Consider the following 21836-nt stretch of genomic DNA (forward strand, 5'->3'; position numbering starts at 1 on the left):
AGGCGCCCATCTGGTGCATCCGTGGCTGGCGTCAATGTAGTTGCGAAAGGACGCGCGTCGCTGCCGCACCATAGCCGGCGCGTCGTCGGCGTCCGACCAGGAAGCTCGGCGGTGATGCAAATGTCCTGTCGGGCAGTCGTTTGCGAGTCGCCAGCATTTCGCGTGCCTGTGTGTCGTCGCCGCAGATCGCGATCGACCACAGCATATCGTCGGTGACGTGGTCGGCGATCGATTCCGGATGGCCGCTGCGGAAGGCCGATCGGATCCGGGCGACCTCGTCTGTCCAGCCGTGCAGTTCGACGAGTGAGTCGTAGGTCTTCACGGTGAAGTAGAAGGCGATCTGCAGCCGCGCGTCCCGGATAGCCCGGGCCGGGTCGTCGTTGTCGATCGCGGTGATCAGCCAGCCCCAGCGGCGTAGCTCGGCCGCGTCACGTCCGCTTGATTCGGCGCCGCGGGCCAGTTCGGGCTCTACGAGTTCGGTCCACCAGCGATCGGTGAACAGACCATGCCCCAGCACGCCGTCGGCAGTGCGACCTGCCGTCCGCAACATGATCTTGTTGAAGGCGCCGATCAAGATGGGCACGTCCAACCGGCCGAGCACGGGTGCGCGGATGTCGGCGTCGATCGTGTAGAACCGGCCCTCGTATCGAACGCGTTCGCCGTTCTCGGCGTTCAGGAAAGCCCTGATCGCCTCGATTAATTCGGCCATCCGGGGTGCGGGGTGGGTGGCGTCGACGCCGAACCAGTCCTTGTTCATTCGCGAGGTCCCCGACCCAAGTCCCAGAAAGATCCTGCCCGGCGCGAGTGTGGAGAGATGTCGGACGGCCGCGGCATGCACGAACGGGGACCGGGCGAATGCATATGCGATTCCCGGACCGATGTACGCCCGCGAGGTCCCGAGGGCCATCTCGGTCGCGGTGATGTACGCGTTGAGGTCGGCGAACTCGCCAGCGCAAAACGCCTGCGCCCCGGCAGTCTCCGCCTGCGCTGCCAGCGCAGGCCCTGGCCACGGCAGACCCCAGTCCATGCGTCCTCACATCCGTCTACAGAACATCATTAACTTAGTAAGACAAGTGATTGTACGTCCTGATTGGTCGCTGTGGGGGAATTCGCCGGCCGGCACGCTCTTTTAGACAAAAGTGTCAAAAATGAGTAGCCTCGAAATACGGCTGTTTTAGGTATTGCGCGTGGAAAGGGCGTTCGGATAATGCAAACCCTGCCGAGCATGCTGCCCACCGGTTGGTTTCAGGTGGCCTGGAGTGCTGACATCGCCGTCGCCGAGGTGGTCCCGATGCACTACTTAGGCCGGGATCTGGTCGCCTTCCGGCAGCTGGACGGGGTGGTGAAGGTGCTGGACGCACACTGCCAGCATCTTGGCGCGAGCCTGGCCCACGGTGGGTGCGTCGTCGAAGAAGGGATCCAGTGCCCGTTTCACGGCTGGGTGTGGAACGGCGCCGGACGCAATGTCCACATCCCGTACCAGGATCGGCCCAACAAGGCCCGCCGGGTACGTTCCTATCCGGTCGCGGAGCTCAACGACTCGATCTTGATCTGGCATGACAGCGCCGGCCGGGAGCCGCTATGGGTGGCGCCCGACGCCTTCGCGGTGCTCGGCGATCATGTCCGCTCGCGGCGGTTCCACCCGTTTGGCGCCGATTGCCGGACACGGCACGAGCGGGTAAAGGTGCATCCCCAGGTGATCGCCGAGAACGCCGTCGATCCCCACCACTTCCAATTCGTCCATCGCACCCCGATCAGTCCCGTGGTACTGCGTGAAAGCACCGACAGCTCGACCTGGTCGGCCAAGGTCGGCTTCGGCCGGAGGTGGAGCGACGGCCTGGACCGCGACGGCGACACGATGAACACGATCGAGATCTATTGGTCAGGCATCGGTCTCAGCTACAACGGCGAACACGTCCGCGACGGAATCCGGGTCATCTCGATCTGCGCGACACCAGTCGACGACACCAGGTCCGACATCTTCGCCGGGTATTGGATCAGCGAGGAAAACGCAGAGGGCCCTGGTGATTTCGAGGCTCGGCTGGCCGCGGCGAAAGTCGCCCTGCCCGACGACATCCGGATCTGGGAGCACCAGGAGTATCTCGAACGGCCGGGCCTCGCGACCTCGGAGGGGGCGGGCTTTCGCGCGCTGCGCCGGTGGGCGAGCGGGTTCTATCCCGAACCGCAGGCCACAGCCGAACCGGTTACGCATGGCGCCTGAGGGCTCGCCCCGGCGGCCAACACGCAAGTCCGACCGCACCCGAGAGTCAATCCTCGACGCCGCGCGGACGGCGTTCGCGCGCAAGGGTTTTTCGGGCGTCACCATCAGGGACATCACCGACCTCGCACCTGTCACCCGGGCGAACTTCTACTATTACTTCTCCGACAAGACCGAGCTCTTCATCGAGCTCGGTACCGATACCTACCGCGAAGCGCTTTCGGTTGTCGAGGGTTTCATGGAGCAGGGGAGCCCGCCCAGCCGGGAGGACGTCGAGGCCTGGGTTGCCGACTACTTCGACTACCTCGACCGCAACGGTGCGTTCGTCATCCGCTCCACCGAGGACATGCCTCCCGATCGCAAATTCCGCGCCGCAGTCGCCCGCTCGCACCGTCGAACCGCCGCCGCGCTCGGTGAGGGCATCGCAAAGATAGCGCCGACACCGCCCGACCTCGACCCTGTGGCTACCGGCCTCGTGATTATGGCGATGCTCGAACGCTCGTGGCTGATGGTTCGCCACAACGAGGTCCCGTCGACGACGCGCCAAGCGGTGCTCATAGCGGCCACCGAGATGCTGTGGCGAACGGTCAACGGTCAGACCTGACCGATGTCCATTCCTCGATCAGCTTATCGATCTTGGTCAGCCGACCCAGCACGGCAATAGTGTTGTCCAGCACCTGTTCTGCATAGTCCTTGGGGGTTCCACCGACGGCGTCGCGTGGGACGACGAGGTCGAAACCGGCCTGTGTGACATGTCCGGCAGTGTGGGTGATCGCCAGGTTCAGCGAAACGCCAGCAAGGACGATGGTGCGCACGCCCAAGCCCTTGAGCACGGGCAGTAATTCGGAATCGAGCGTGGGGAATAGACCGTGATGGCGCGGTAGCACCAGATCGGTGGGCGCCAGCAGCTCGGGAAGCACTGTGGTGGGCGTGCTTCCGGGCGTCCACTGGGCGGTTGCCGGATCCAGCGCCCGCCATAGGCGCGCCGTCCCAGTTGGCCGGCCGCCGAGGCTACCTTCGTAGGTCGCATGCACCACCCGCGCGCCGAACTGGCGGGCGGAATCGAGAAGTCGGTGCACGCTGGATACGAGTTCGGAGGTGTCGGCGGCCAACGCGGGCAATATGGACTCGGGGCCCAGTACGCCGTTCTGGCATTCCACACAGATAACGGCCGTGGTCTCGGGGTCCCATGGTGTCGGAGCCATCCTCCAAGCCTAGGCTATTTTTTGACACTTGTGACGAAATATTCGGTAGATCCCTTACAGAATATGGAGATTCGACTCTTTTGCATCGACAGTCCCTAAGCTGGCACCATGGAGATCCGCGATCACACCGCATCCGGTAAACCTGCCCTTGTCCTTGCTCGGGCCGGCACGGTGATCGACTTCGCCGAGCTGGAGATACGTGCCAACCGTCTGGCGCACTTCTGGCACGCCGCTGGACTTTGCGAGGGCGATACCGTCGCGGCAATACTCGAGAACAATGAACACGTCCATGCTGTGATGTGGGCGGCGAGGCGAAGCGGTCTGTACTACGCGTTGATCAACACTCACCTGACTGCCGCCGAGGCGGCCTACATCGTCGACAACAGTTCAGCCAAGGCGCTGATCGGATCCCGCGCCACACGCGGCGTCTGCGAAGGCCTCGCCGAGCATCTGCCCGGCGGCCTACCCGAGCTGCTATTGATCGCCGACGACGATCTGGACGGATGGGATCGCTACCCGGAATGTGTTGCCGATCAACCCGGGACGCCGATCGCCGAGGAACGCGAAGGCGATCTGCTGCAGTACTCGTCGGGAACAACCGGCCGACCCAAGGGAATTCGCCGCGAGCTTCCGCACTTACCGCCGAGCGAAGCGCCCAACATCCTCATGCCATTGATGAACGCCGTCGGAATCACCAGCGAGTCGGTGTATCTGAGCCCGGCACCGCTGTATCACACCGCGCCGTCGTTCTGGTCGATGGTTGTGCAGTCGCTGGGCGCCACCACGGTCGTCATGGAGAAGTTCGACCCGGAAGACGCGCTCGAATGCATCCAGCGCTACGGCATCACGCACGGCCAATTCGTCCCGGCGATGTTCGTGCGGATGCTCAAACTGCCCGAGGCGGTGCGCAAGTCGTACGACGTTTCCAGCTTGCGGAGGGTGGTACATGCGGCCGCGCCGTGCCCGGTGGACATCAAGAAACAGATGATTCAGTGGTGGGGGCCGATCATCGACGAGTATTACGCATCGTCGGAGGCGGCGGGAGCGTCGTTCATCCGCGCAGAGGACTGGCTGGACCACCCGGGCTCGGTTGGCCGCCCGCTGGTCGGTATCCCGCACATCCTGGACGAGAACGGCCAGGAGCTACCGCCCGGCACACCGGGTGAGATCTATTACGAGGGCGGACATTCGTTTCAGTACCTCAAGGACGACGCGAAGACGGCGGCGGCACACGACGCGCACGGCTGGGTGACCGTCGGCGACATCGGGTACCTCGATGCCGACGGCTATCTCTATCTCACTGACCGCCGTCACCACATGATCATTTCGGGCGGGGTGAACATCTACCCGCAAGAGGCAGAGGATCTGCTAATCACCCATCCCAAGGTGCTCGACGCGGCAGTATTCGGCATTCCGGATGACGAGATGGGTCAGGCGGTCAAAGGCGTTGTGCAGACAGTCGATCCGGCCGACGCCAACGACGGTTTCGCCGCGGAGCTCTTAGAATGGCTGCGAAATCGGTTGGCGCACTATAAATGTCCGCGGTCGATCTCCTTCGAGGCGCAGCTACCCCGCACTGACGCCGGTAAGCTGTACAAACAGCAGCTTGTCGCCAAGTACTCGTCGACGGGTTAGTCGACTACCCGAGCTTCAGCGGTACGCGCTCCAGCGCGAATGTCTGCGCGGGGAAGATGATGTGCGGTTCGTAACCGGCTTCGAGGGAGAACTCCGGGATGCGCTTGAGCCACTCGTCGAGGATCAGCTTCAGCTCCATGCGGGCCAGGTGCGAACCGAGGCAGCGGTGCGGTCCGCCACCGAAGCCCCAGTGCCGATGCACCTTCCCGTCCATCACCACGTCGTTGGTCGAGATCTCATCGCTGTCGTCACGGTTGATGGCGCCGACGCACAGCCGCACCTGGGTGTCCGCGGGCAGGGTGATGTCCCCGATGGTGACCTCTGCGGTGGTGACCCGCGGCAGCATGGGCGCGGGCGGCTCCAACCGGACGATCTCCTCGACGAAGACATCGATCTGCCCGGGATCCTCACGCAGGGTGGCGCGCAGTTCCGGGTTGCGGGCGAGTTCCAGCAGCGCCGTGCTCATCGCCGCCGTAACCGTGTCCAGCCCGGCGAGCACGAACAGGAAGCTCAGCCCCATCGCCTCGGTATCGTCGAGGGGGTCCTCGCCGGTGAGCACCTGGGACAGGATGTCCGGCCCAGGGTTGGCCCTTCGTTCGTTGATCGCCTGGGAGACGTAGGCGAGCAATTCCATTGCGGGGGTTAGGTGTACTGACCTGAGAGGTTAGGTACGCGGCTAGCGGGTGGTTGACCTTTGAGTGCCGTGTGGCCGCGGTGATGATTGTAGATGTGTAGCCAGGTGGTGAATTGCTCACAGCGTTCGGCATCGGTGCGGTAGAGCCGGGCGTAGGCCCACTCGTCGGCCAGTGTGCGGTGAAATCTCTCCACTTTGCCGTTCGTCTGGGGTCGATACGGGCGGGTCCGGCGATGTTCAACGGTGCCCAGCGCATCGCTGAATGCGTGTGATCGATAGCAGGAGCCGTTGTCGGTCAATACTTTTCGTACTGTTATGCCGCGTTCGCTGAACCACGATTGCGCGCGGATCCAAAACGCGGCAGCTGTTTCTTTGCGCTCGTCGGTCAGCAGTTCGCTGTAGACCAGCCGGGAGTACCCGTCGATGGCGGTGTGCAGAAAGTGATAGCCGCGCCGCGGATTGCGGTATTGGGTTGTGATGCCGCCGCTTTTGTCGGCCTGTTTGTTGCGCTTGCCGACGGCTTTGCCCAGCATCCGCCACCCGCCGCCAGCGGGGATCTTGCCGAGCTTTTTGACATCGACATGGACCATTTCGCCGCATTGGGTTGCCTCGATGCGGCGAACGACACGGCCGGTGGGGCGATCTAGCCAACGCAGTTTGGCCAACCCGTAGCGGGCCAGCACGCGGTGCACGGTCGAGGGATGAAGGCCAAGCAAGTAGCCGATTCGCGCAGGCCCCCATCGCCGCGTAACGCGGACCTTGATAATGCGCCGCTCCCTACGAGTGGGTGTGCGATTCGGGCTGCGATGGGGCCGAGAGCTGCGGTCGGCCATGCCGGCCTCCCCAAGTGCGCGATAACGGCCTGCCCAGCGCGCCGCGGTGGTTACCGCGACCTGGAAACGTTCGGCGGCCCGGCGCAGCGGCCAACCGTCCTCGACAACACAACGAGCAAGCCGCAGCCGACCCGTTTCTGACAATGGGGCATTACGGTGGGACACGAAGACCTCCGGTAGTGAGTGCTTTCCTAGACAGCTCGCACTTCACTCGGAGGTCTTCGTCATGTCACCACGCCACGCCGTCACCAACGTCCGTGGTCAGTACAGTTAGGTCAGCGCCTTCGAGTGTCGGTGAATCCGCCAGCGCGATGACCGAGTCCTTCCATGCGATGAGCCGGTCGCGATCTTCCAACGGCAGTCCGAACAACGTCAGGAACACCTGTGACGGGTAGGGAATCGCGAGCTCGGCGACGACTTCGCACTCGCCCTTCTTGGCGATCTCGTCGACGATCTCGATCGCCTGCTTCTGAAGCGACGGCAGCATCTCGTTCAAGGTGTGTGGGCTGAAGAAAGGCTGCAGGATCTTGCGGAACCGGGTGTGCTCCGGCGGATCGGTCGAGATGGGCACCAGCGGCAATGGGGCGCCCAGTACGTCGAAGGCCTTCTTCGACGAAACAACTCCGGATTGCGCAGCGCGGCAAGCACGTCCTCGCGGTGCGATAGGTAGAACCAGCCGTCGATGAACACCACCCGCCCGGCGTCGCGTACGGTCTTCCACCCCACCCCACGGTCCGCCGCCATCGGCAGGCTGGCGAACGAGAGTTCAGGTGCGCCAAGGGTTTCCACATGTTCTCCTAAAGGTTAGAACGCCGATCGGTGCAGACCTCCGTCGACTTCGATCCAGTTGCCGGTGATGTAGCCGGCGGGTTCGGAGCACAGATAGGTGATGAGCGAGGCGATTTCGCGCGGTCTGCCCATCCGCGCCGCGGGGACGCGGGCCCCGGTGAGCATAAAGTCGCGTCGTTCCTGCTCGGTGCTGGCCCCGACGTGCTGATCCAGATAGGCGAGCGCGTTCTCGGTCTCGATCCAGCCGGGCGCGACGGTATTGACGGTAATGCCGTATCGGGCGTACTCGTCGGAGACGGTCTTGAGCAATCCGATCGTTGACGGACGGCTGGTATTGGCCACCACGTGATGGATGCTGCCCGTGGGCTCCTTCGCTGTGGCTGAACCGATGTGGACGAAGCGGCCCCAACCCGCTTCCTTCATCGCGGGCAGCACCGCGTGCAGGAGCAGGATTTGGCTCGTGGTGTGCATGTCGAAGGACTCGCGGTAGATGTTCACGTCGCTGATGTCTGCGAAGTCCCCGGGCTTTTGGTACTTGGATTGACCGATGACGATGAGAGGCGGCCCATGCGCGGCCGTCACTTCTCGCACCGCGTTCTGGAGCTGTTCGGCGTTGCTGACATCGGCGGTGACGCCGATCGCGATGCCACCCTCGTTACGGATCGTTTCGACGGCGGCGTCAATATCGGACTTGGTGCGGGCCAGTATTGCCACCCGGGCACCCTCTGCGGCAAGCAATTTCGCGGCTTCGAAACCGATTCCCTTACTGCCGCCGACGATCAGCGCTGATCGGCCGTCGATTCCGTAATGCATCCGCTACGCCGACTAGCCTCGCCGCACGTCCATCCCGGCGTCCACCTTCAGCATGCTTCCGGTGAACGAACGGCCCGCGTCGCTGATCAAGAACAGGATCGTGTTGCTGACGTCGCGCGGCTCGATCAGCGGCAAGTCCGGCAGTGCGGTCTGGACCGCATTGACCATGCGGGGGTTGTCCTCGATCACCTTGAACAGCGCCGGGTTGTCAGTGATCATCGGGGTGGCGCAATTCGTCGGCGCCACCGCATTGACGCGAATACGGTCGGGGGCAAGCATGGCCGCGTACGCGCGGACCAGGCCGACGATGGCGACCTTGGACATCAGGTAGGCGTCGCTGCCGCCGCGGCCGTCGGTGAGGTCCAGCAGGGCGATCATCGAACTCGTCGCGATCAGATTGCCGCCCTCGCCACGTTCTTTCATGTGGGGGATCGCCACCTGGAAGGCGTTCCACACCCCGATGAGCATGATGTCGAGCCCCAGCCTCAGCGCCTCTGACGCGTCGCGCTCATCGGCGTTCGTCAGCACGACCCCGGCATTGGCGAGCACCGTGTCGACGTGGCCGAACTCAGCGACGCCCGCGTCGAACGCCTCCTGCAGCGCGGCTTTATCGCGGACGTCGGCCTTGCGGGTGAGCATCTTCCTGCCGGTTTTCTCCACCAGGCGGGCCGTCTCCTCGAGATCGTCTTCGGTGCCAAGTGCATAGGGCACGATGTCGAGGTTCTCGCAGATGTCGATGCCGACGATGTCGGCACCTTGCTCGGCGCACATCACCGCATGCGAACGGCCTTGCCCGCGAGCGGCTCCGGTGATGAAGACAACCCTGCCGTCCAGTGAACCCATGTCTTTAAGCCTCCAGTAGCTCGCTATCGGCCGCGCTCTGCGCGACGGTGAGGGCGCGACGCAGTGATGTGCGCCACGTTACGCCGGGGAATTGGAATCATACAACTATTTGGCTAATTTGGTGGACGACGGCACACTCCGAGCCTTGGAAGGGATCTCACATGACCGACAGCCCCAATGGCGGTCCGCGCCCACCCGACGGTGATTGGTTGGGGAGCCCCTACCTGAGGTTCGAACGTGAAGGTGCGTTTGCGATTTGCACCTTGGACCGCCCCGAGGCGCGGAATGCGATGACGCCTGCGATGTACTTCGGTATCCGTTACGCGGTGAGTCGCGTCAATGCGGATCCCGACCTCGCGGGCCTGCTCATCACCGGCACCGGTGACGTTTTTGCGCCGGGAGGTGACATGGGTCAGAAAGCAGCGGACAACTGGATGGACTTCGCTTCCATCCTGGGCACCGACGTCACGCCGTTCGACACGCTGCGGCAGTCGGCCAAGCCGGTCGTGTCCGCGGTCAATGGCCTCTGTCAGGGTGGTGGGCTGCAGATCGCGATGTGCAGCGACCTCGCCGTGGTGAGCGATCGGGCCGTCTTCCGGGTCCCGGAATTGTTCCGTGGCATCGCCGACACGTACTACAGCCAGGTGCTGGCCCGGCTGATCGGACCGGTCCGGACCAAGGACCTGATGTTCACCGGACGGACGCTGAACGCCGAGGAGGCGCTCGACTGGGGCATGGTGAGCAGGGTGGTCCCGCATGGCGACCTGTTGAGCGTCGCCAAGGAATTGCTCGCGCAGTGCTGCCGGACCGCTCCCGGAGCGCGCGGGTTGGTCAAGGCGAGCCTGGACAATTACCTCGGGCTGTACGACCGGATCGGCATGACGACCAGTCTCTTCGGTCCCGAGGCGGCCGAAGGCTTCCGGGCGTTCAAGCAGAAGAACTCGCCGGACTGGGTGCACCCGAAACTTCGGGTGGAGGGCCGGTTGTAGCGCGTCGCTACGCCTGACGCGAGGCCGGCCCGTCCGCCCGCGCCGGTTACTTCGGAGTGAAGCGCTGCGCGCCGTCGAGGCGCATCACCTCGCCGTTGACGTAGCCATTGGACAGCAGGAACGTCACGGCGTCGGCGTACTCGGCAGGAGTGCCCAGTCGTTTCGGGAAGGGGATGTTCGCGGCGAACTTGGCGATTGCCTCCTCACCGACCGACTCCATGATCGGCGTCTTCATCGTTCCCGGTGCGATGGTGTTGACCCGGATGCCCACCGAACTCAGGTCGCGGGCCGCGGCGATGGTGAGCCCGATGACGCCGGCTTTCGCTGCGGCATAGGCGGTCTGCCCGATCTGGCCCTCATAGCCCGCGACCGAGGCGGTCATGACGATGGCACCCCGTTCGCCGTCCTCGCGGGGTTCGGCGGCGGCTACCGACGCCGCTACCAGCCGGGTCAGATTGTAGGTGCCGTTCAGATACAGGTTGATGGTCTTGGTGAAGCCGGCCATGTCGGCGGGGCTGCCATCGCGCTGCACGATCCGCTGGGCGACCCCGAACCCGCCGTGCGCAACGACCGCGTAGCGCAACCGACCGAGCTGGTTGGCCTGCTCGATGGCACCCTGCACGCTGTCGTCGCTCGTCACGTCGGTACTGACGAACAGCGCCCGACCGCCCAGCTCGTCGGCCAGAGCCTTGCCCTTGTCGACGGCGAGATCGGCGATCACCACACCAAGACCCTCGGCATGAAGCCGACGGACCGTGGCCTCGCCCAGACCGCCCGCGCCGCCGCTGACAATCGCCGACGCGCCCTCGAATTGCTGCACCGTCACCAGTTCTCCTTACCTACCGTTGATTTCCAATTGAGTCAGATCGCCCGTCACCAGGTTCCACGAATCCTCCGCAGCCAGAACGAGCCGGCCGAGTCGCCGCGCGTAGTTCGCGGTCGTGCCGTAATCCCCGGTCCAGCTCTGAGCGCGCAGGGTGAACAGCCACAGCGGGTGCTCACTGGTCACACCGATCGCGCCGTGCAGCTGATGGGCGACGCTGGTGACGGGGCCGACAGCGCGGCCGACCGCGACCTTCGCGACGGTGACGGCGTAGTCGGTGTGAGGGGAGTCGAAGCCGTGCTCGGCAGCGGCTGCGACGGCCAATTCCGCGGCGGCACGGGCCCTTTCGATTTCCCCGGCCATGCCGGCCAGTGACTGCTGCACGGACTGGAAGGCGCTGAGCGGACGGCCGAACTGGACGCGCTGCCGGGTGTGCTCAACCGACAGCGCTGCGGCGGCGTCCAACACCCCGACGGTCTGCACACAGCGTGACCATGCGCCGCGCCGAGCCAGCTCGGCGCCGAGTGCTGGGTCGGCGTCATGCAACTGGTCGGCCGGCACGTCGAACACGAGCGAATCGCGGGGTTCGCCTGCCAGGTTGTGACCTTCCCGCAGCTCACCTCCGATCACGTCGATGACACCGATCCGGAGTCCGGCGGGTGTGGTGACGGCCAGCAGCGCGGCGGCGCACGCTCGCGCCCATGGCACCGCGGCCGCGGTGCCGGTGACCCGGTCGCCCTCGATTTCGGCGTCGGCGACCGCAACGGTCAGCGGGCCGCCGGGTAGCTCGATCCCGACCTGCTGGCCCAGCCAGCCGGCAAGGGCGTCGGTTTCGGCCAACGGCACCGCACCGGCGTGGCGGGCCACGCCGTAGAGCGCAATGGCCAACTCGTGCGGGCCGGCCCCCATATCCGGTGTGCTCGTCAGCCTGGCCAGCCCTGTTTCCTCGAGGTTGCGCCAGAGCTCGGCGTCGAACTGGTCGGGGATGCCGCGATGGCCCAGACCGGCGTCGTAGGAGCGCTGCCCAAGGTCGTCAATCAGTTGGCGCAGCTGTGTGTCGTCGTCCTGAGAGTCGGTTACGGCGAATACCCCGCCGGCCAGAGCGCTCATCGCAGCCCCATTCCGCGGGCGATCACGCCGCGGAGCACCTCGTTGGTGCCGCCGCGCAGGGTGAACATGGGCTTGTGCAGCCACGCGGTCCTCAGCATTGGCGTCAATTCGGAATCCGGCGTTACCGCCTCGAGCAGATCTGCGATCAACCCGACGGATTCGGCTTCGAAACGGGTGCCGAGGTCCTTTACCAGCGCGGCCTGATTCGCCGCGTCGCCGCCGTCGGTGAGGGTGCGGGCCACCGACAACGACAGCTGCCGCAGCGAGATCAGCCGCGCCATCAGGTCGCCGATGTCGGCGGCGGTGCGGTCGTCGGGCTCCGGCCCGCGACTGAGTGCGCGGATGGCGGCGAACAGTAGGGGACCGGTGGACAGGATCCGTTCGGGCCCGCTGCGTTCGAACGACAACTCGGAGGTGACCTGGTGCCAGCCGTTGCCGACTTCGCCGAGCACGTCGGCATCGGGAACGAAGACCTGGTCGAACAGCACCTCGTTGAAGTGGTGTGCACCCGACATCAAGATGATGGGCTCGATGCGGACGCCCTCGGCATCGCAAGGCACCAGGAATTGGCTGAATCCGGCGTGGCGGTGTTCTGGATCCGGCGGGCTGGTGCGGGCTAGCACGACGACCTGGTGTGCAAGGTGGGCCCCGCTGGTCCACACCTTGCTGCCGGAGAGTAGCCAGCCGCCGTCGGCGCGGACGGCCTTGGTTTGCACAGCGGCAAGGTCGGACCCGGCGCCGTGCTCGCTCATGCCGATCGATGAATAGAGCTGGCCCGCAACGATTTTGGGCAACAGACGTTCGCGCTGCTCCTGATTGCCGTAGGTCAGCAGGCCTGGTGCGACCTGGCGATCGGCGGTCCAGTGCGCGGCCACGGGCGCGCCCGCCGCGATCAGCTCCTCGGTCACCACGTAGCGGTGCAAATGTCCCAGCCCGTGGCCGCCGTAGCGCTGCGGGATGGTCAGGCCGACGAATCCGGCGGCGCCAAGCCGCGCTGAGAACTCCTCGTCCCACCCGGCCAGCCACGAGTCGACGCCGGGCTGCCACCCGAATTCAGCGCGGTCGGACACTAAGAAGTCCCGCACGGCGGAGCGCAGCTTGACCAACTCGGGCTCACGGGCGCTCAATGCGTCGAACGAATTCACCACAGTCGCTTCCTAAACCGTGGGCACCGGGGCCGACGGGAGGTAGAAGTTGGGCGTCAGGTCCTGCTCGCTCGCGGCCAGTAAGTACTCCGAAAGGTCGGCGCGGCCCTCCTCGCGAAGGATCTGCTCGTCGGTGTAGAAGTGGCCGCTGCACGCCGCGGCGGGACGGGTGACCAGCGCGTGCACCGCCTCGGCCATTATCTGCGGGCTGCGAGCCTGCGCCCGCACCGCTTCCTCGCCCATTGCGACAATCATTCCCGTACTGGCGATCGTGGTGGCCGGCCACAGCGAATTCACCGCGATCGGCACCGAGGCGAACTCCTCGGCCCATCCCAAGGTAAGCAGGCTCTGGGCGTACTTGCCCACGGTGTGCCCGACATGGGCACCAACCCATCTGGGGTCCATGTTCAGCGGGGGAGCGATATTGACCACGTGTGCGTTGCCCGACCGGCGCAAGTACGGAAGTGCGGCCTGCACAACCGCGAACGGCCCTTCGACATTGACCTCCAGCAGCCGGCGCAGGTTCTTGGGCGGGAGTTGCGCGGTCGGCCGTAGATCCAGGGCCCCGGCGTTATTGACGACGATGTCGATGCCGCCGAACGCGTCGGCTACGGCCTCGACGGCCGATGCGACCGCGACCGCGTCGCGCACATCGCACGCCAACGGCAGCGCCCGGCCGCCCGCGCGTTGCACGGCGTCTGCGGTCTCGGCAAGGGTGCCCGCGATCTTGGGATTCGGCATCTCAGTTTTGGCCAGCAATGCCACGGCGGCACCGTCTTCGGCGATCCGTTCGGCGATGGCGGCGCCGATGCCGCGGCTGGCACCGGTTACCAGCGCGACGCGATCCTTCAGACTGCGAGGATGGGGATTGCCCACGGTTCGTTGACCCTTCCGTCCGTCGCTAGGCTGTGAGGTCGAATGCTATAACTATATAGCTAGTTAGTTACGCGATGTAACGCGCGCTCATCCACAAAAGCGGGGATCTATGACTCGGGTCTTTTCGATCGGCACCTATCTGCCGCCCTGGACGGTGCGCGACCGGCGGGTCAAGGGACCAGACGAGGACGCGCTGACCATGGCCGTCGCCGCGGGACGCGCTGCCGATCCCGACGCCACGGCGGAACGCGTGGTGCTGGTGTCACGTGACTTTCCGCTGCTGGAGGGCGGCAACGGCGCGGTGCTGTTGGCCGCGTTGTCCCTGCCGGCCGACACCCCCGTGGCCGAGGTGCTCGGCGGTGCGCCCGCGGTGTTGGACCAAATCGGCAGCGCCGGCGACGGCACCTTGGTGGTCGCCGCCGACGACAACGATCTCGCGGCGGGGGCCGGCGCGGTGCTGACGGGTGACGGCGGCGCCACGCTGACCCCGGCGGCACGCCAGACGCGAAGTCTGCCGCTGACGGCCCGGGGTGAGGACGGCGCTCGCCATGCCTACGTCGACCCCCGGCTGCAACGCGAGGTGGGGGTGCGCTCCACCCTGACCCGACTGGGCCTGACCGGAAAACTGGCGCTGGCCGCGGTAGCAGGCGCGCCGCTCGCTCAGGTCGCAAGCGACTTCGAAACATCGCACGCCGTGGGCGACCCCACTGTCTCCGCAGCGGCGATCATCCTGCTGCTGGCCGATGCGATTGAGGCGGGCACGCAAGGCTTGTTGCTCGCGGTCGAGCAGTCCAGCATCAGCGCGGCCGACCTCGCGTTCGGGTCCACGACGCTCCGGATCTCCCGCGACGAGTTCTCGCCCCGAGAGCTGCCGAAGTTCCGCGTTGCCGAGGGCGTGGGGATTCCGATCTCGATGCCGGCGTACGCGCGAGCATTTGAGCCGAAGATACGCTGGGAGGCAGCGGTTTTCGACGAGAGCCCGGGCATCGACTCCGCCCCGCAGTTTCCGCCGCGGCTGCGGGTCAACAACGCGGGACAGTTGGCGACCGAGTACCGGCTCGAGCCGCTGCCACGAACGGGCACGGTCTACACCCACACCACGGTGCGGATTCCGGTGCCCGACCTGCCCAGTCCGTATTCGCTGGCCGTGGTGCAACTCGACGGCAGCCCAGTCCGGGTGCTGCTGAAGATCACCGGCGTGCCGGCGGGCGAAGCGGCAATCGGTCAATCGGGTGCGGTGGTGCTGCGAAAGATCGCCATGCGCGCCGGAATTCCCGACTACGGTTACGCATTCTGGCCCGGACGGACGCTGGAAGGAGCCGTTGCATGAGAAACGTCGCCATCGTCGGCGCGGGGATGACGCCCTTCGCCGAACACTTCGAGCTTGGTGTCAAGGATCTGATTCCGATGGCCTACGCCGAAGCGGTCGCCAAGGTGGACAAGGGCATCGAGAAGTCTGAGATCGAGGCCGCGTGGTTCGGCGAGCTATCGACCACCGACGGGTTCCCGTCCGGCATCTTGGCCGACACCCTCGACCTGACGGATATTCCAGTAACGCGCGTCGAAAATGCCTGTGCCACAGGTAATGACGCGATCCGCAACGGAACACTGGCCATCGCGTCCGGTCTCTACGACGTGGTGCTCGTGGTCGGGGCCGACAAGGTCCGCGAGACGTCGTCGAGCACGACGTTCTGGGACTGGGCGGCGATGACCCGGGACAACGCCTGGGACTACCCGCTGGGTCTGGTCGCACCCGCGAACTTCGCGCTACACGTGATGCGATATCTGCACGAGTCGCCGGCGACCAAAGAGCACATGGCGATGGTGGCCGTGAAGAACCATTTCCACGCGCTGAAGAACCCGAAAGCCCAACTGCGCTACGAGATCACCGTCGAGCAGGCGCTGGCCGCCCCGATGGTGGTCGACCCGTTCGGGCTTTACGACTGCACCCCGCAGAGCGACGGTGCCGCCGCGGTCATCCTGGCCGCCGAGGAGGTCGTGGACCGGTTCACCGATCGGCCGGTCTGGGTGCGTGGTGTGGGTCTGGGGATGGACCGGGTGATGCACCAACACAAGGCGGACATGACGACGTTCCCCCCGACCGTGCGCGCTGCCAAGGCCGCGATGAGGATGGCGGGTTTGACACCGCGCGACGTCGACGTCGCCGAAGTCCACGACTGTTTCACGGGTGTCGAGCTGATCAGTTACGAGGACCTCGGCTTCGTCGAGAGGTTCGAGGCCTACAAGCTAGTCGAGAGCCGCGAGCATTACGTCGGAGGATCGATGCCCATCAACCCGAGCGGGGGCCTGAAGGCCAAGGGGCATCCGCCGGGAGCAACCGGCGTCGCGCAGTGCTACGAATTATTCAACCAACTTCGCGGCGAGGCCGAGAATCAGGTCGACGGTGCGCGAGTCGCGTTGGCCCACAACATCGGCGGGCCGACCGCGGTCTCCGCGGTCACTATCCTCTCCAACGAAAAGAACTGATGGGACATCACATGACGACTTCTGAGATCGCCACCTTGTCCGGCTACGAGGAGTTCGCCCCGTGGCTGCTGGTCGAGAAGCGCGGCAATGTCCACATCGTGAGCATCAATCGTCCCGAGGCGCTCAACGCCGTCACCGAGGAGGTGCACCACGCCTTCGCGACCATCTGGCGGGTGCTGTCCGCCGATGACGACGTGCGTGCGGTGGTGACCACCGGGGTGGGCAAGGCATTCTCGGCAGGCGGTGACATGGTGATGTTCGGCCGCTTGATCGAGGACGAGGTGGCCCGCGCGTTTCAGATCCAGGAGGCACGGACGGTCTTCCTCGAGGTGATCGACTTCCCCAAGCCGCTGGTAGCCGCGGTCAACGGCCCGGCGGTGGGCTTGGGTTGTTCGATCGCCCTGTTGTCCGACCTGCTGGTGATGGGGGAGAGCAGTTATCTGGCCGACCCACACGTCGCGGTCGGGTTGACCGCGGGCGACGGCGGCGCCGCGATGCTGCCATTGCTCATCGGCATGATGAAGGCCAAAGAATATGTCCTGCTTGGAGATCGGATCACCGCGCCGATCGCGGAGAAGCTCAACCTGGTCACCAAGGTCGTCGCCGACCACGCGGTGCTGGACGAAGCGCTGGCGCTGGGCGAGCGACTGGCCGCCCTGCCGCCGCAGGCACTGCGGTCGTCGAAGGTGGCGCTCAACATGCATCTGAGCCGGGCCGCTCACGGGGTGCTGGAGTATGCGCTAGCCGAGGAGTTGACGTCATTCTCGACGCCTGAGTTCAAGGAGCGGGTCGCGGCCTTCCGCGCGCGCTCTAAGAAGTAGCCGACTCGTCAAAGCCCCTGCGGCGCAACGACGTTACTCCCCGCATCGGAAAGTCGGATCGGCTACGTGCGCCGGGTGCGCGAACGCGAGGTCTTGGCGGTGCGTCGGCCACCGATCGTGTCGAGGCGAGCGAGGATGTCGAAGGCCTCCTCGAAGGACCGCTCGAGGTCGTCGGCCCGGCCGGAGGACCACTGGTCCAATGCCGCGATGAGCGCGTTGCGCACGGCCCCTGCCACGATGATCGGACGCAGGTCCGTCGCAGAATCAACGCCGAGCCGCTCGGCGTTGGTCCGCACGAACCGCTCGGTGAGCTCGGCGTCGCCGTTCATCGTGTCGACGAGATCGGGACTGTCTCGGACTAGCACCTTGAGCTGCTCGATCAGGGCGAGATCGACCTCGTCGCCACCGAGAACACCGATGGCGGCCGCTCGCCAGGAGGTGAGGAGGTTCTCGTTTGCGGGGCGCTGGTCCACCGCGTCGCACAGGACGATGAGGCTGCGGCGCGGGACGGCAAGGAGCACATCGCGTTTCGCGGCGAAGTAGCGGAAGAACGTCCGTGCGGAGATGTTGCATGCCCGGGCGATGTCGTCGGTCGTGACGTTGTCGTAGCCCTGTTCAGCGAACAGCCGAAGCGCGACCTGCTCGATCTCGCCCGCGACGAGGCGACGGCGACGATCCCAGACACCTTCCCCGATGGGCGCGGCCGAAGCGGCGGGCTTAGTCATCACTGCACGACTCTAGACAGAGCATGGCAGAGAGTGCAAAAGTTGGCAGACACCCGCAATGTTTCGCGTTCAGCGGGCAACGACGTCGCGGGCGACACGACTGTGGGGAGACATCAATGGCCGAGACTGGTCAGCGTTCGAAGGTCGGGAACGGCACGATTGAGGTTGCGGGTTACGTGTCGACGGACGGGTTCTTCGGAACGCCGTACGTGGACGTCGACGAAGAGCGATCGGAACCGATCGCGCACCGCTACGTCCACGGTGGGTTCGCGGACACCGCTACTCGCTGGGCGTTCTGGTTCCCCACCAATGGGCAGTACCGCGGGCGGATCCTCCAGCCGCTCGAGGGCGCTCACGGCGGCCACGAGAACGCCTTCGGCAACGACCTCATGGCAAACTTCCTTGGCGGGCTGCGGATGTGCGCCCGCCTCGGCGGCTGCATGGTGGAGTCCAACCAGGGCCACATCGGTGACGACCTCGACCCCCGAGGGGGCGACGACCCGACGCTCTACGGGCACCGCGCCAGCGCCGAGACAGCCCGACTGGCCAAGTTCGTCGGCGCGCAGGTCTACGGCGAGGAGCCGCACCACGCCTATGTCTGGGGCGGTTCGGGCGGAGGACGGCGGTCGCCGCTGTGCCTCGAGAACGCGCCCGACGCATGGGACGGCGCGCTGCCGTTCATGGGCGGGGGACCGATCGTGGAGCACGGCAACACCGAGAAGATCGAGGGCGCACAGGTGATGTCGTTCGCCACGATGTTCAACTGCCAGCGCCTGCTCGGCGAGAAGACGGATGAGATCGCCGACGCCATGGCGCCCGGCGGGCATGGCGATCCCTTCGTCGGGCTGACCACCCACCAGCGCGAGGAGCTGGCCAGCCTGTACCGGCAGGGATTCCCGCGCGGCGACGAGTACATGATCGGCAAGCCCCTCGGTCAGATGTGGCTCTGGACCTCGATGGCCGCGTCGCTGCTCGAGCAGGACCCCAGCTACTTCGACGATTTCTGGACCAAGCCCGGCTACGTCGGCTTCGACCAGCCGGGCCTCGTCGAGCGCGACATCCTGAACACACGAGCGACCGTGACCAAGGTGCTCACGGGCGCCGACGTCCTGGCGGATCCGCGCTTCCTCGAGCCCCGGCACCAGAACTTCCGGCTGCTGATCATGGTGTTCTCCAGCCTCGGGGCAGATCCCTCGCTGCCCATGGTGGTCGAGCTGGAGGGCCTCGGGGAGACGGGTTACCGGCTCGGCACGAGCGTCACCGTGCTCACGGGCGCTGCGGCGGGGCGGCGGCTCTACTGCGGGGCCCACGCCGACGACGTCCTGTACTGCGACGCTGCGGGCGAGGCCAACCTGCTCCGGTTCAGCGACGTGCTGCCCGGCGACGAGGTACAGGTAGACAACCGTGACTTCCTGGCCTTCCACTACTTCGCACGGCACCACCTGATGAGCGAGCCACAGTTCGACTCCTTGCGCATCGATGATCGACCCCTGTTCCCGCAACACCCGGTGCCGCGGCAGTCGGCCCTCATGGGCGTCGGGTACTCGGGGCTCTATCGCGGCAAGCTCATCTGGGTGCACCACACCAAGGACTCGTCGCTGTGGCCGTCGCAGGGGATCATCTACCGCGAGGCCGTGCTGCGGGCGCAGGGGCAGGAGGGCGCCAAGGAGCGGTTCCGGCTGCGCTGGGTCGAGAACGCCGAGCACACCCCCTCGATGATGGTGCCCTCGCCGCCCAACCGGGCCAGCAACACCTGGCTGATTGACTACCTGCCGTACATCGAGCAGTCGCTCGCCGATCTGATCGCGTGGGTGGAGGACGGCATCGAGCCCGTCGACACCGCCTTCGACTACGTCGAGAACAAGGTGATCCTGTCTCCGGACGCCGCGCAGCGTCGCGGCATCCAAGCGGTCATCGCGGTCACCGTCAACGGCAGCGACCGGGCAGAGGCGGCGGTGGGAGAGGCGGTTGAGCTGGAGCTCTCGGCGACGGTACCTCCGGGCGCCGGCACGATCGTGTCCGCCGACTGGGACTTCGACGGCACCGGCCTCTTCCCGTTCGGCCACGATGGCATCGACGGGTCGGCGACGTCCGTCAGCCTTTCCACCAAGCACGCGTTTGATCGGCCGGGCGAGTATTTCGTGACCGGCCGGGTCCACTCGCACCGAGACGGCGACACAGCCGCGAGCTCGTGCCGGATCGCCAACGTCGCGCAGGTCCGAGTCGTCGTCGCGTGAGCGCAATCGACCTCAGCGGTAGGCGGTGACCCGCGCGGTGATCGCCACCTTGCCGTCGTCGCCGATGGCCTGCGCATCGCCGACGGCACTCTGACGGCCCACTCGCAATTGCGTTCCCTCATAGCGGGATTCGTCGCCGGCGAAGAAGGGGCGCAAGAAGTTCACCCGCAAAGACCCGGTCTGCAGCAGACCGCCGGAACGGTCATGGTTGATTGCGGCTGAAGCCGCGAGCTCTAGTCCGGCCGCCGCCACCCCACCGTGCACGATGTCGATGTCGTTGTTGAGATTCTGGTCGACACCCTGCGTCAGCACCACGCAGTCGGCGTTGTCGGATGCGACGGTGACGGCCATGAGGTCTGACAGCGCGGTCTGTGGCGACCGTTGCAGGGTCTCCGGTCGATACTGGGGAACGACATCGCCGGCGGGGATGAAGAACGACCGTACTGTGCCGTTGCCGATCACGGTTCCGCGGTAGGTCAGCGTGCAGACCCCCAGCGACGTCGCACCCAGCGGACCGGGCGAATGTGCGCTGGCCAGGACGGGACCGTCGAGTTCGCCGATGTCAGGACTCAAGTCCATCGACAGCTCACTGGATACCGTCCACTGGCCAGGCAGCCTGCGGTAGTGGTTGACGATCCCGGCGGCGGCGTCGACGAGGATCGCCAAGGGCCCCACGGTGGGAGCGCCGGTATACGGATTGCGGAATCGGTGCATCTGCATCGACAACACGGCCAAGGCCTTGGGCGGGTGCGACTCGACATACTCGATACCGAAACGGACCTGTATCGAGTCGGGTGTTTCGAGATCGTGCTCGTTTACCTGCTCGTCGACACCCGTCATTCGAGAAGGTCTACGACAGTGGACAATTCGGCGCCGGTGAGAACGAACTCCTCTGCCTTCTGCAGGTGGCGCTTCCAGAGCTCGCCGGCCTTCTCGGCGTCGCCGTCCTTGATCATGTCCAGCACCATGCGGTGGGTCTTCGCCGAGCGGCGTACCGCCTGTTCGGCGCGCGTACCCTTGGTGGGCTGCAGCGACCGGTTGGCCTTCTCGATGATGTGATGCAGCATGTCGCTGACGATTTGCAGGGTGCTGTTGCCGGACAACCGCGCGATCGCGGCGTGGAAGTCGGTGAGCTGATCGACGGCTTCGCTGCCGGGATTCAGCTGCGATTCGCGCTCGACGATCTGCTCGAGTTCGGCGATCACCTTGGGATTGCGGTCCTTGGCCAACTGCTCGACCATCGGGACCTCTAGGGTCACCCGGGCGTCGTAGACGTCCTTTACCTTGACGCCTTCGTATTCGAGGATCAAGCCGGCGTAGCGCGCGAGTGTCTCGCGCCGGGGGCGGGTGACACGGGCCCCGCCGCGCACCCCCCGCTGGACCTGAATCAGCGACTCGGACTCGAGCACGCGGAAGGCTTCCCGCAGTGTCGGCCGGGATACGCCGAAACGCTCCATCAGTTCCGATTCCGGCGGCAACATGGTGCCTTCGGTGATCTCGCCGCGGATGAACATCCGCCGCAGCACTGTGGCCACTCGATCGGCCATCTTCGGTTCCCGAAGACTGGTGACCTCCATTACGACCTCCGCGGCTACTGTAAATCCATCAAACAACTGACTATTTGGAAGATTAGTCGAATCCCCTACCTGAGCA

20 protein-coding genes and 2 pseudogenes are annotated in these 21836 nt (G+C 65.5%); 8 read left to right on the forward strand and 14 right to left on the reverse strand.

Features of this window, described 5'->3' with window-relative positions; all coding sequences use genetic code 11:
• Nucleotides 1-31 precede the first annotated feature (31 nt).
• Nucleotides 32-1027 carry an LLM class flavin-dependent oxidoreductase gene (locus tag MRAB57_RS14095; protein ID WP_077087961.1) on the reverse strand — a complete coding sequence of 332 codons (996 nt, stop codon included), beginning with the start codon at nucleotides 1025-1027 and terminating at the stop codon, nucleotides 32-34.
• A 180-nt stretch (nucleotides 1028-1207) separates the two neighbouring features.
• On the opposite strand from MRAB57_RS14095, the gene MRAB57_RS14100 reads away from it, so the two are divergent.
• Together MRAB57_RS14100 and MRAB57_RS14105 are read left to right on the forward strand one after the other, a co-directional pair.
• Nucleotides 1208-2221 (forward strand): Rieske 2Fe-2S domain-containing protein, encoded by a 1014-nt coding sequence (locus MRAB57_RS14100; protein ID WP_077087962.1) that lies wholly within the window; start codon nucleotides 1208-1210, stop codon nucleotides 2219-2221.
• Nucleotides 2211-2822, forward strand: coding sequence for a TetR/AcrR family transcriptional regulator (locus MRAB57_RS14105; RefSeq protein WP_077087963.1), 612 nt, complete (start codon nucleotides 2211-2213; stop codon nucleotides 2820-2822). Before MRAB57_RS14100 ends, MRAB57_RS14105 begins: the two co-directional genes overlap by 11 nt.
• On the opposite strand, the gene MRAB57_RS14110 is transcribed toward MRAB57_RS14105, so the two are convergent.
• The gene (locus tag MRAB57_RS14110) at nucleotides 2806-3423 is read right to left on the reverse strand and encodes an isochorismatase family protein (RefSeq protein ID WP_077087964.1); all 618 of its coding nucleotides are present in this window, start codon (nucleotides 3421-3423) and stop codon (nucleotides 2806-2808) included. The two genes, MRAB57_RS14105 and MRAB57_RS14110, sit on opposite strands and share 17 nt — an antisense overlap.
• 108 nt (nucleotides 3424-3531) lie before the next feature.
• Between MRAB57_RS14110 and fadD4 the strand changes: the two genes are divergently transcribed.
• Nucleotides 3532-5058, forward strand: coding sequence for a fatty-acid--CoA ligase FadD4 (gene fadD4, locus MRAB57_RS14115; protein WP_077087965.1), 1527 nt, complete (start codon nucleotides 3532-3534; stop codon nucleotides 5056-5058).
• A gap of 4 nt (nucleotides 5059-5062) precedes the next feature.
• Here the strand turns inward: fadD4 and MRAB57_RS14120 are convergent.
• The 5 genes and pseudogenes from MRAB57_RS14120 to MRAB57_RS14140 all read right to left on the reverse strand — a co-directional run.
• Nucleotides 5063-5695 (reverse strand): annotated as a pseudogene (locus MRAB57_RS14120) (cytochrome P450); the annotation flags it as partial.
• Between the two features lie 5 nt (nucleotides 5696-5700).
• Nucleotides 5701-6690, reverse strand: a complete 990-nt coding sequence (locus MRAB57_RS14125; RefSeq protein ID WP_077087684.1) for an IS481 family transposase — start codon at nucleotides 6688-6690, stop codon at nucleotides 5701-5703.
• Between the two features lie 103 nt (nucleotides 6691-6793).
• Nucleotides 6794-7269: pseudogene (locus MRAB57_RS14130) on the reverse strand (cytochrome P450 family protein); the annotation flags it as partial.
• Between the two features lie 60 nt (nucleotides 7270-7329).
• Nucleotides 7330-8127 carry an SDR family oxidoreductase gene (locus MRAB57_RS14135; protein ID WP_077079546.1) on the reverse strand — a complete coding sequence of 266 codons (798 nt, stop codon included), beginning with the start codon at nucleotides 8125-8127 and terminating at the stop codon, nucleotides 7330-7332.
• 12 nt (nucleotides 8128-8139) lie between these two features.
• Nucleotides 8140-8970 (reverse strand): mycofactocin-coupled SDR family oxidoreductase, encoded by an 831-nt coding sequence (locus MRAB57_RS14140; protein WP_077079547.1) that lies wholly within the window; start codon nucleotides 8968-8970, stop codon nucleotides 8140-8142.
• 161 nt (nucleotides 8971-9131) lie between these two features.
• Here MRAB57_RS14140 and MRAB57_RS14145 point away from each other — a divergent pair, with 161 nt between their 5' ends.
• Nucleotides 9132-9959: an enoyl-CoA hydratase/isomerase family protein gene (locus MRAB57_RS14145; protein WP_077079548.1), complete on the forward strand. Its 828-nt coding sequence runs from the start codon at nucleotides 9132-9134 to the stop codon at nucleotides 9957-9959.
• 46 nt (nucleotides 9960-10005) lie between these two features.
• Here MRAB57_RS14145 and MRAB57_RS14150 read toward each other — a convergent pair whose 3' ends face one another.
• Genes MRAB57_RS14150 through MRAB57_RS14165 form a run of 4 tightly spaced genes read right to left on the reverse strand, consistent with a single transcriptional unit; the run spans nucleotide 10006 to nucleotide 13913 of the window.
• Nucleotides 10006-10785: an SDR family oxidoreductase gene (locus MRAB57_RS14150; RefSeq protein WP_077079549.1), complete on the reverse strand. Its 780-nt coding sequence runs from the start codon at nucleotides 10783-10785 to the stop codon at nucleotides 10006-10008.
• 9 nt (nucleotides 10786-10794) lie between these two features.
• The gene (locus tag MRAB57_RS14155) at nucleotides 10795-11892 is read right to left on the reverse strand and encodes an acyl-CoA dehydrogenase family protein (protein ID WP_077079550.1); all 1098 of its coding nucleotides are present in this window, start codon (nucleotides 11890-11892) and stop codon (nucleotides 10795-10797) included.
• A complete protein-coding gene (locus tag MRAB57_RS14160; RefSeq protein WP_083743411.1) occupies nucleotides 11889-13040 on the reverse strand; it encodes an acyl-CoA dehydrogenase family protein in 1152 nt (383 codons plus the stop codon). Before MRAB57_RS14160 ends, MRAB57_RS14155 begins: the two co-directional genes overlap by 4 nt.
• A 9-nt stretch (nucleotides 13041-13049) precedes the next feature.
• Nucleotides 13050-13913, reverse strand: a complete 864-nt coding sequence (locus tag MRAB57_RS14165) for an SDR family oxidoreductase (protein WP_108637632.1) — start codon at nucleotides 13911-13913, stop codon at nucleotides 13050-13052.
• 109 nt (nucleotides 13914-14022) lie between these two features.
• Between MRAB57_RS14165 and MRAB57_RS14170 the strand changes: the two genes are divergently transcribed.
• From MRAB57_RS14170 to MRAB57_RS14180, 3 genes are read left to right on the forward strand one after another with little or no spacing between them, the layout of a single operon-like run.
• Nucleotides 14023-15243: a Zn-ribbon domain-containing OB-fold protein gene (locus tag MRAB57_RS14170; protein ID WP_077087966.1), complete on the forward strand. Its 1221-nt coding sequence runs from the start codon at nucleotides 14023-14025 to the stop codon at nucleotides 15241-15243.
• The gene (locus MRAB57_RS14175; RefSeq protein ID WP_077087967.1) at nucleotides 15240-16400 is read left to right on the forward strand and encodes a thiolase C-terminal domain-containing protein; all 1161 of its coding nucleotides are present in this window, start codon (nucleotides 15240-15242) and stop codon (nucleotides 16398-16400) included. The genes MRAB57_RS14170 and MRAB57_RS14175 overlap by 4 nt, the downstream gene beginning before the upstream one ends.
• 11 nt (nucleotides 16401-16411) lie before the next feature.
• On the forward strand, nucleotides 16412-17221 hold the full coding sequence (locus MRAB57_RS14180; protein WP_077087968.1) for an enoyl-CoA hydratase/isomerase family protein: 810 nt from the start codon (nucleotides 16412-16414) through the stop codon (nucleotides 17219-17221).
• A gap of 62 nt (nucleotides 17222-17283) precedes the next feature.
• Here MRAB57_RS14180 and MRAB57_RS14185 read toward each other — a convergent pair whose 3' ends face one another.
• The gene (locus tag MRAB57_RS14185) at nucleotides 17284-17946 is read right to left on the reverse strand and encodes a TetR family transcriptional regulator (protein ID WP_077087969.1); all 663 of its coding nucleotides are present in this window, start codon (nucleotides 17944-17946) and stop codon (nucleotides 17284-17286) included.
• A 116-nt stretch (nucleotides 17947-18062) separates the two neighbouring features.
• Between MRAB57_RS14185 and MRAB57_RS14190 the strand changes: the two genes are divergently transcribed.
• Nucleotides 18063-20183: a tannase/feruloyl esterase family alpha/beta hydrolase gene (locus MRAB57_RS14190; RefSeq protein ID WP_077087970.1), complete on the forward strand. Its 2121-nt coding sequence runs from the start codon at nucleotides 18063-18065 to the stop codon at nucleotides 20181-20183.
• A 12-nt stretch (nucleotides 20184-20195) separates the two neighbouring features.
• Here the strand turns inward: MRAB57_RS14190 and MRAB57_RS14195 are convergent, their stop codons facing one another.
• Both MRAB57_RS14195 and MRAB57_RS14200 read right to left on the reverse strand, forming a co-directional pair.
• On the reverse strand, nucleotides 20196-21023 hold the full coding sequence (locus MRAB57_RS14195) for a PaaI family thioesterase (protein WP_077087971.1): 828 nt from the start codon (nucleotides 21021-21023) through the stop codon (nucleotides 20196-20198).
• A complete protein-coding gene (locus MRAB57_RS14200) occupies nucleotides 21020-21760 on the reverse strand; it encodes a FadR/GntR family transcriptional regulator (protein WP_077079557.1) in 741 nt (246 codons plus the stop codon). The genes MRAB57_RS14195 and MRAB57_RS14200 overlap by 4 nt, the downstream gene beginning before the upstream one ends.
• Nucleotides 21761-21836 lie beyond the last annotated feature (76 nt).

Source organism: Mycobacterium rhizamassiliense, assembly GCF_900157375.1.
Classification (GTDB): domain Bacteria; phylum Actinomycetota; class Actinomycetes; order Mycobacteriales; family Mycobacteriaceae; genus Mycobacterium; species Mycobacterium rhizamassiliense.

What these genes read in the sequence shown, in the direction of transcription:
- MRAB57_RS14095 (WP_077087961.1), bottom strand. Translation starts at nt 1,027, where the DNA reads ATGGACTGGGGTCTGCCGTGGCCAGGGCCTGCGCTGGCAGCGCAGGCG.
- MRAB57_RS14100 (WP_077087962.1), top strand. Translation starts at nt 1,208, where the DNA reads ATGCAAACCCTGCCGAGCATGCTGCCCACCGGTTGGTTTCAGGTGGCC.
- MRAB57_RS14105 (WP_077087963.1), top strand. Translation starts at nt 2,211, where the DNA reads ATGGCGCCTGAGGGCTCGCCCCGGCGGCCAACACGCAAGTCCGACCGC.
- MRAB57_RS14110 (WP_077087964.1), bottom strand. Translation starts at nt 3,423, where the DNA reads ATGGCTCCGACACCATGGGACCCCGAGACCACGGCCGTTATCTGTGTG.
- fadD4 (WP_077087965.1), top strand. Translation starts at nt 3,532, where the DNA reads ATGGAGATCCGCGATCACACCGCATCCGGTAAACCTGCCCTTGTCCTT.
- MRAB57_RS14135 (WP_077079546.1), bottom strand. Translation starts at nt 8,127, where the DNA reads ATGCATTACGGAATCGACGGCCGATCAGCGCTGATCGTCGGCGGCAGT.
- MRAB57_RS14140 (WP_077079547.1), bottom strand. Translation starts at nt 8,970, where the DNA reads ATGGGTTCACTGGACGGCAGGGTTGTCTTCATCACCGGAGCCGCTCGC.
- MRAB57_RS14145 (WP_077079548.1), top strand. Translation starts at nt 9,132, where the DNA reads ATGACCGACAGCCCCAATGGCGGTCCGCGCCCACCCGACGGTGATTGG.
- MRAB57_RS14155 (WP_077079550.1), bottom strand. Translation starts at nt 11,892, where the DNA reads ATGAGCGCTCTGGCCGGCGGGGTATTCGCCGTAACCGACTCTCAGGAC.
- MRAB57_RS14170 (WP_077087966.1), top strand. Translation starts at nt 14,023, where the DNA reads ATGACTCGGGTCTTTTCGATCGGCACCTATCTGCCGCCCTGGACGGTG.
- MRAB57_RS14175 (WP_077087967.1), top strand. Translation starts at nt 15,240, where the DNA reads ATGAGAAACGTCGCCATCGTCGGCGCGGGGATGACGCCCTTCGCCGAA.
- MRAB57_RS14180 (WP_077087968.1), top strand. Translation starts at nt 16,412, where the DNA reads ATGACGACTTCTGAGATCGCCACCTTGTCCGGCTACGAGGAGTTCGCC.
- MRAB57_RS14185 (WP_077087969.1), bottom strand. Translation starts at nt 17,946, where the DNA reads ATGACTAAGCCCGCCGCTTCGGCCGCGCCCATCGGGGAAGGTGTCTGG.
- MRAB57_RS14190 (WP_077087970.1), top strand. Translation starts at nt 18,063, where the DNA reads ATGGCCGAGACTGGTCAGCGTTCGAAGGTCGGGAACGGCACGATTGAG.
- MRAB57_RS14195 (WP_077087971.1), bottom strand. Translation starts at nt 21,023, where the DNA reads ATGACGGGTGTCGACGAGCAGGTAAACGAGCACGATCTCGAAACACCC.
- MRAB57_RS14200 (WP_077079557.1), bottom strand. Translation starts at nt 21,760, where the DNA reads ATGGAGGTCACCAGTCTTCGGGAACCGAAGATGGCCGATCGAGTGGCC.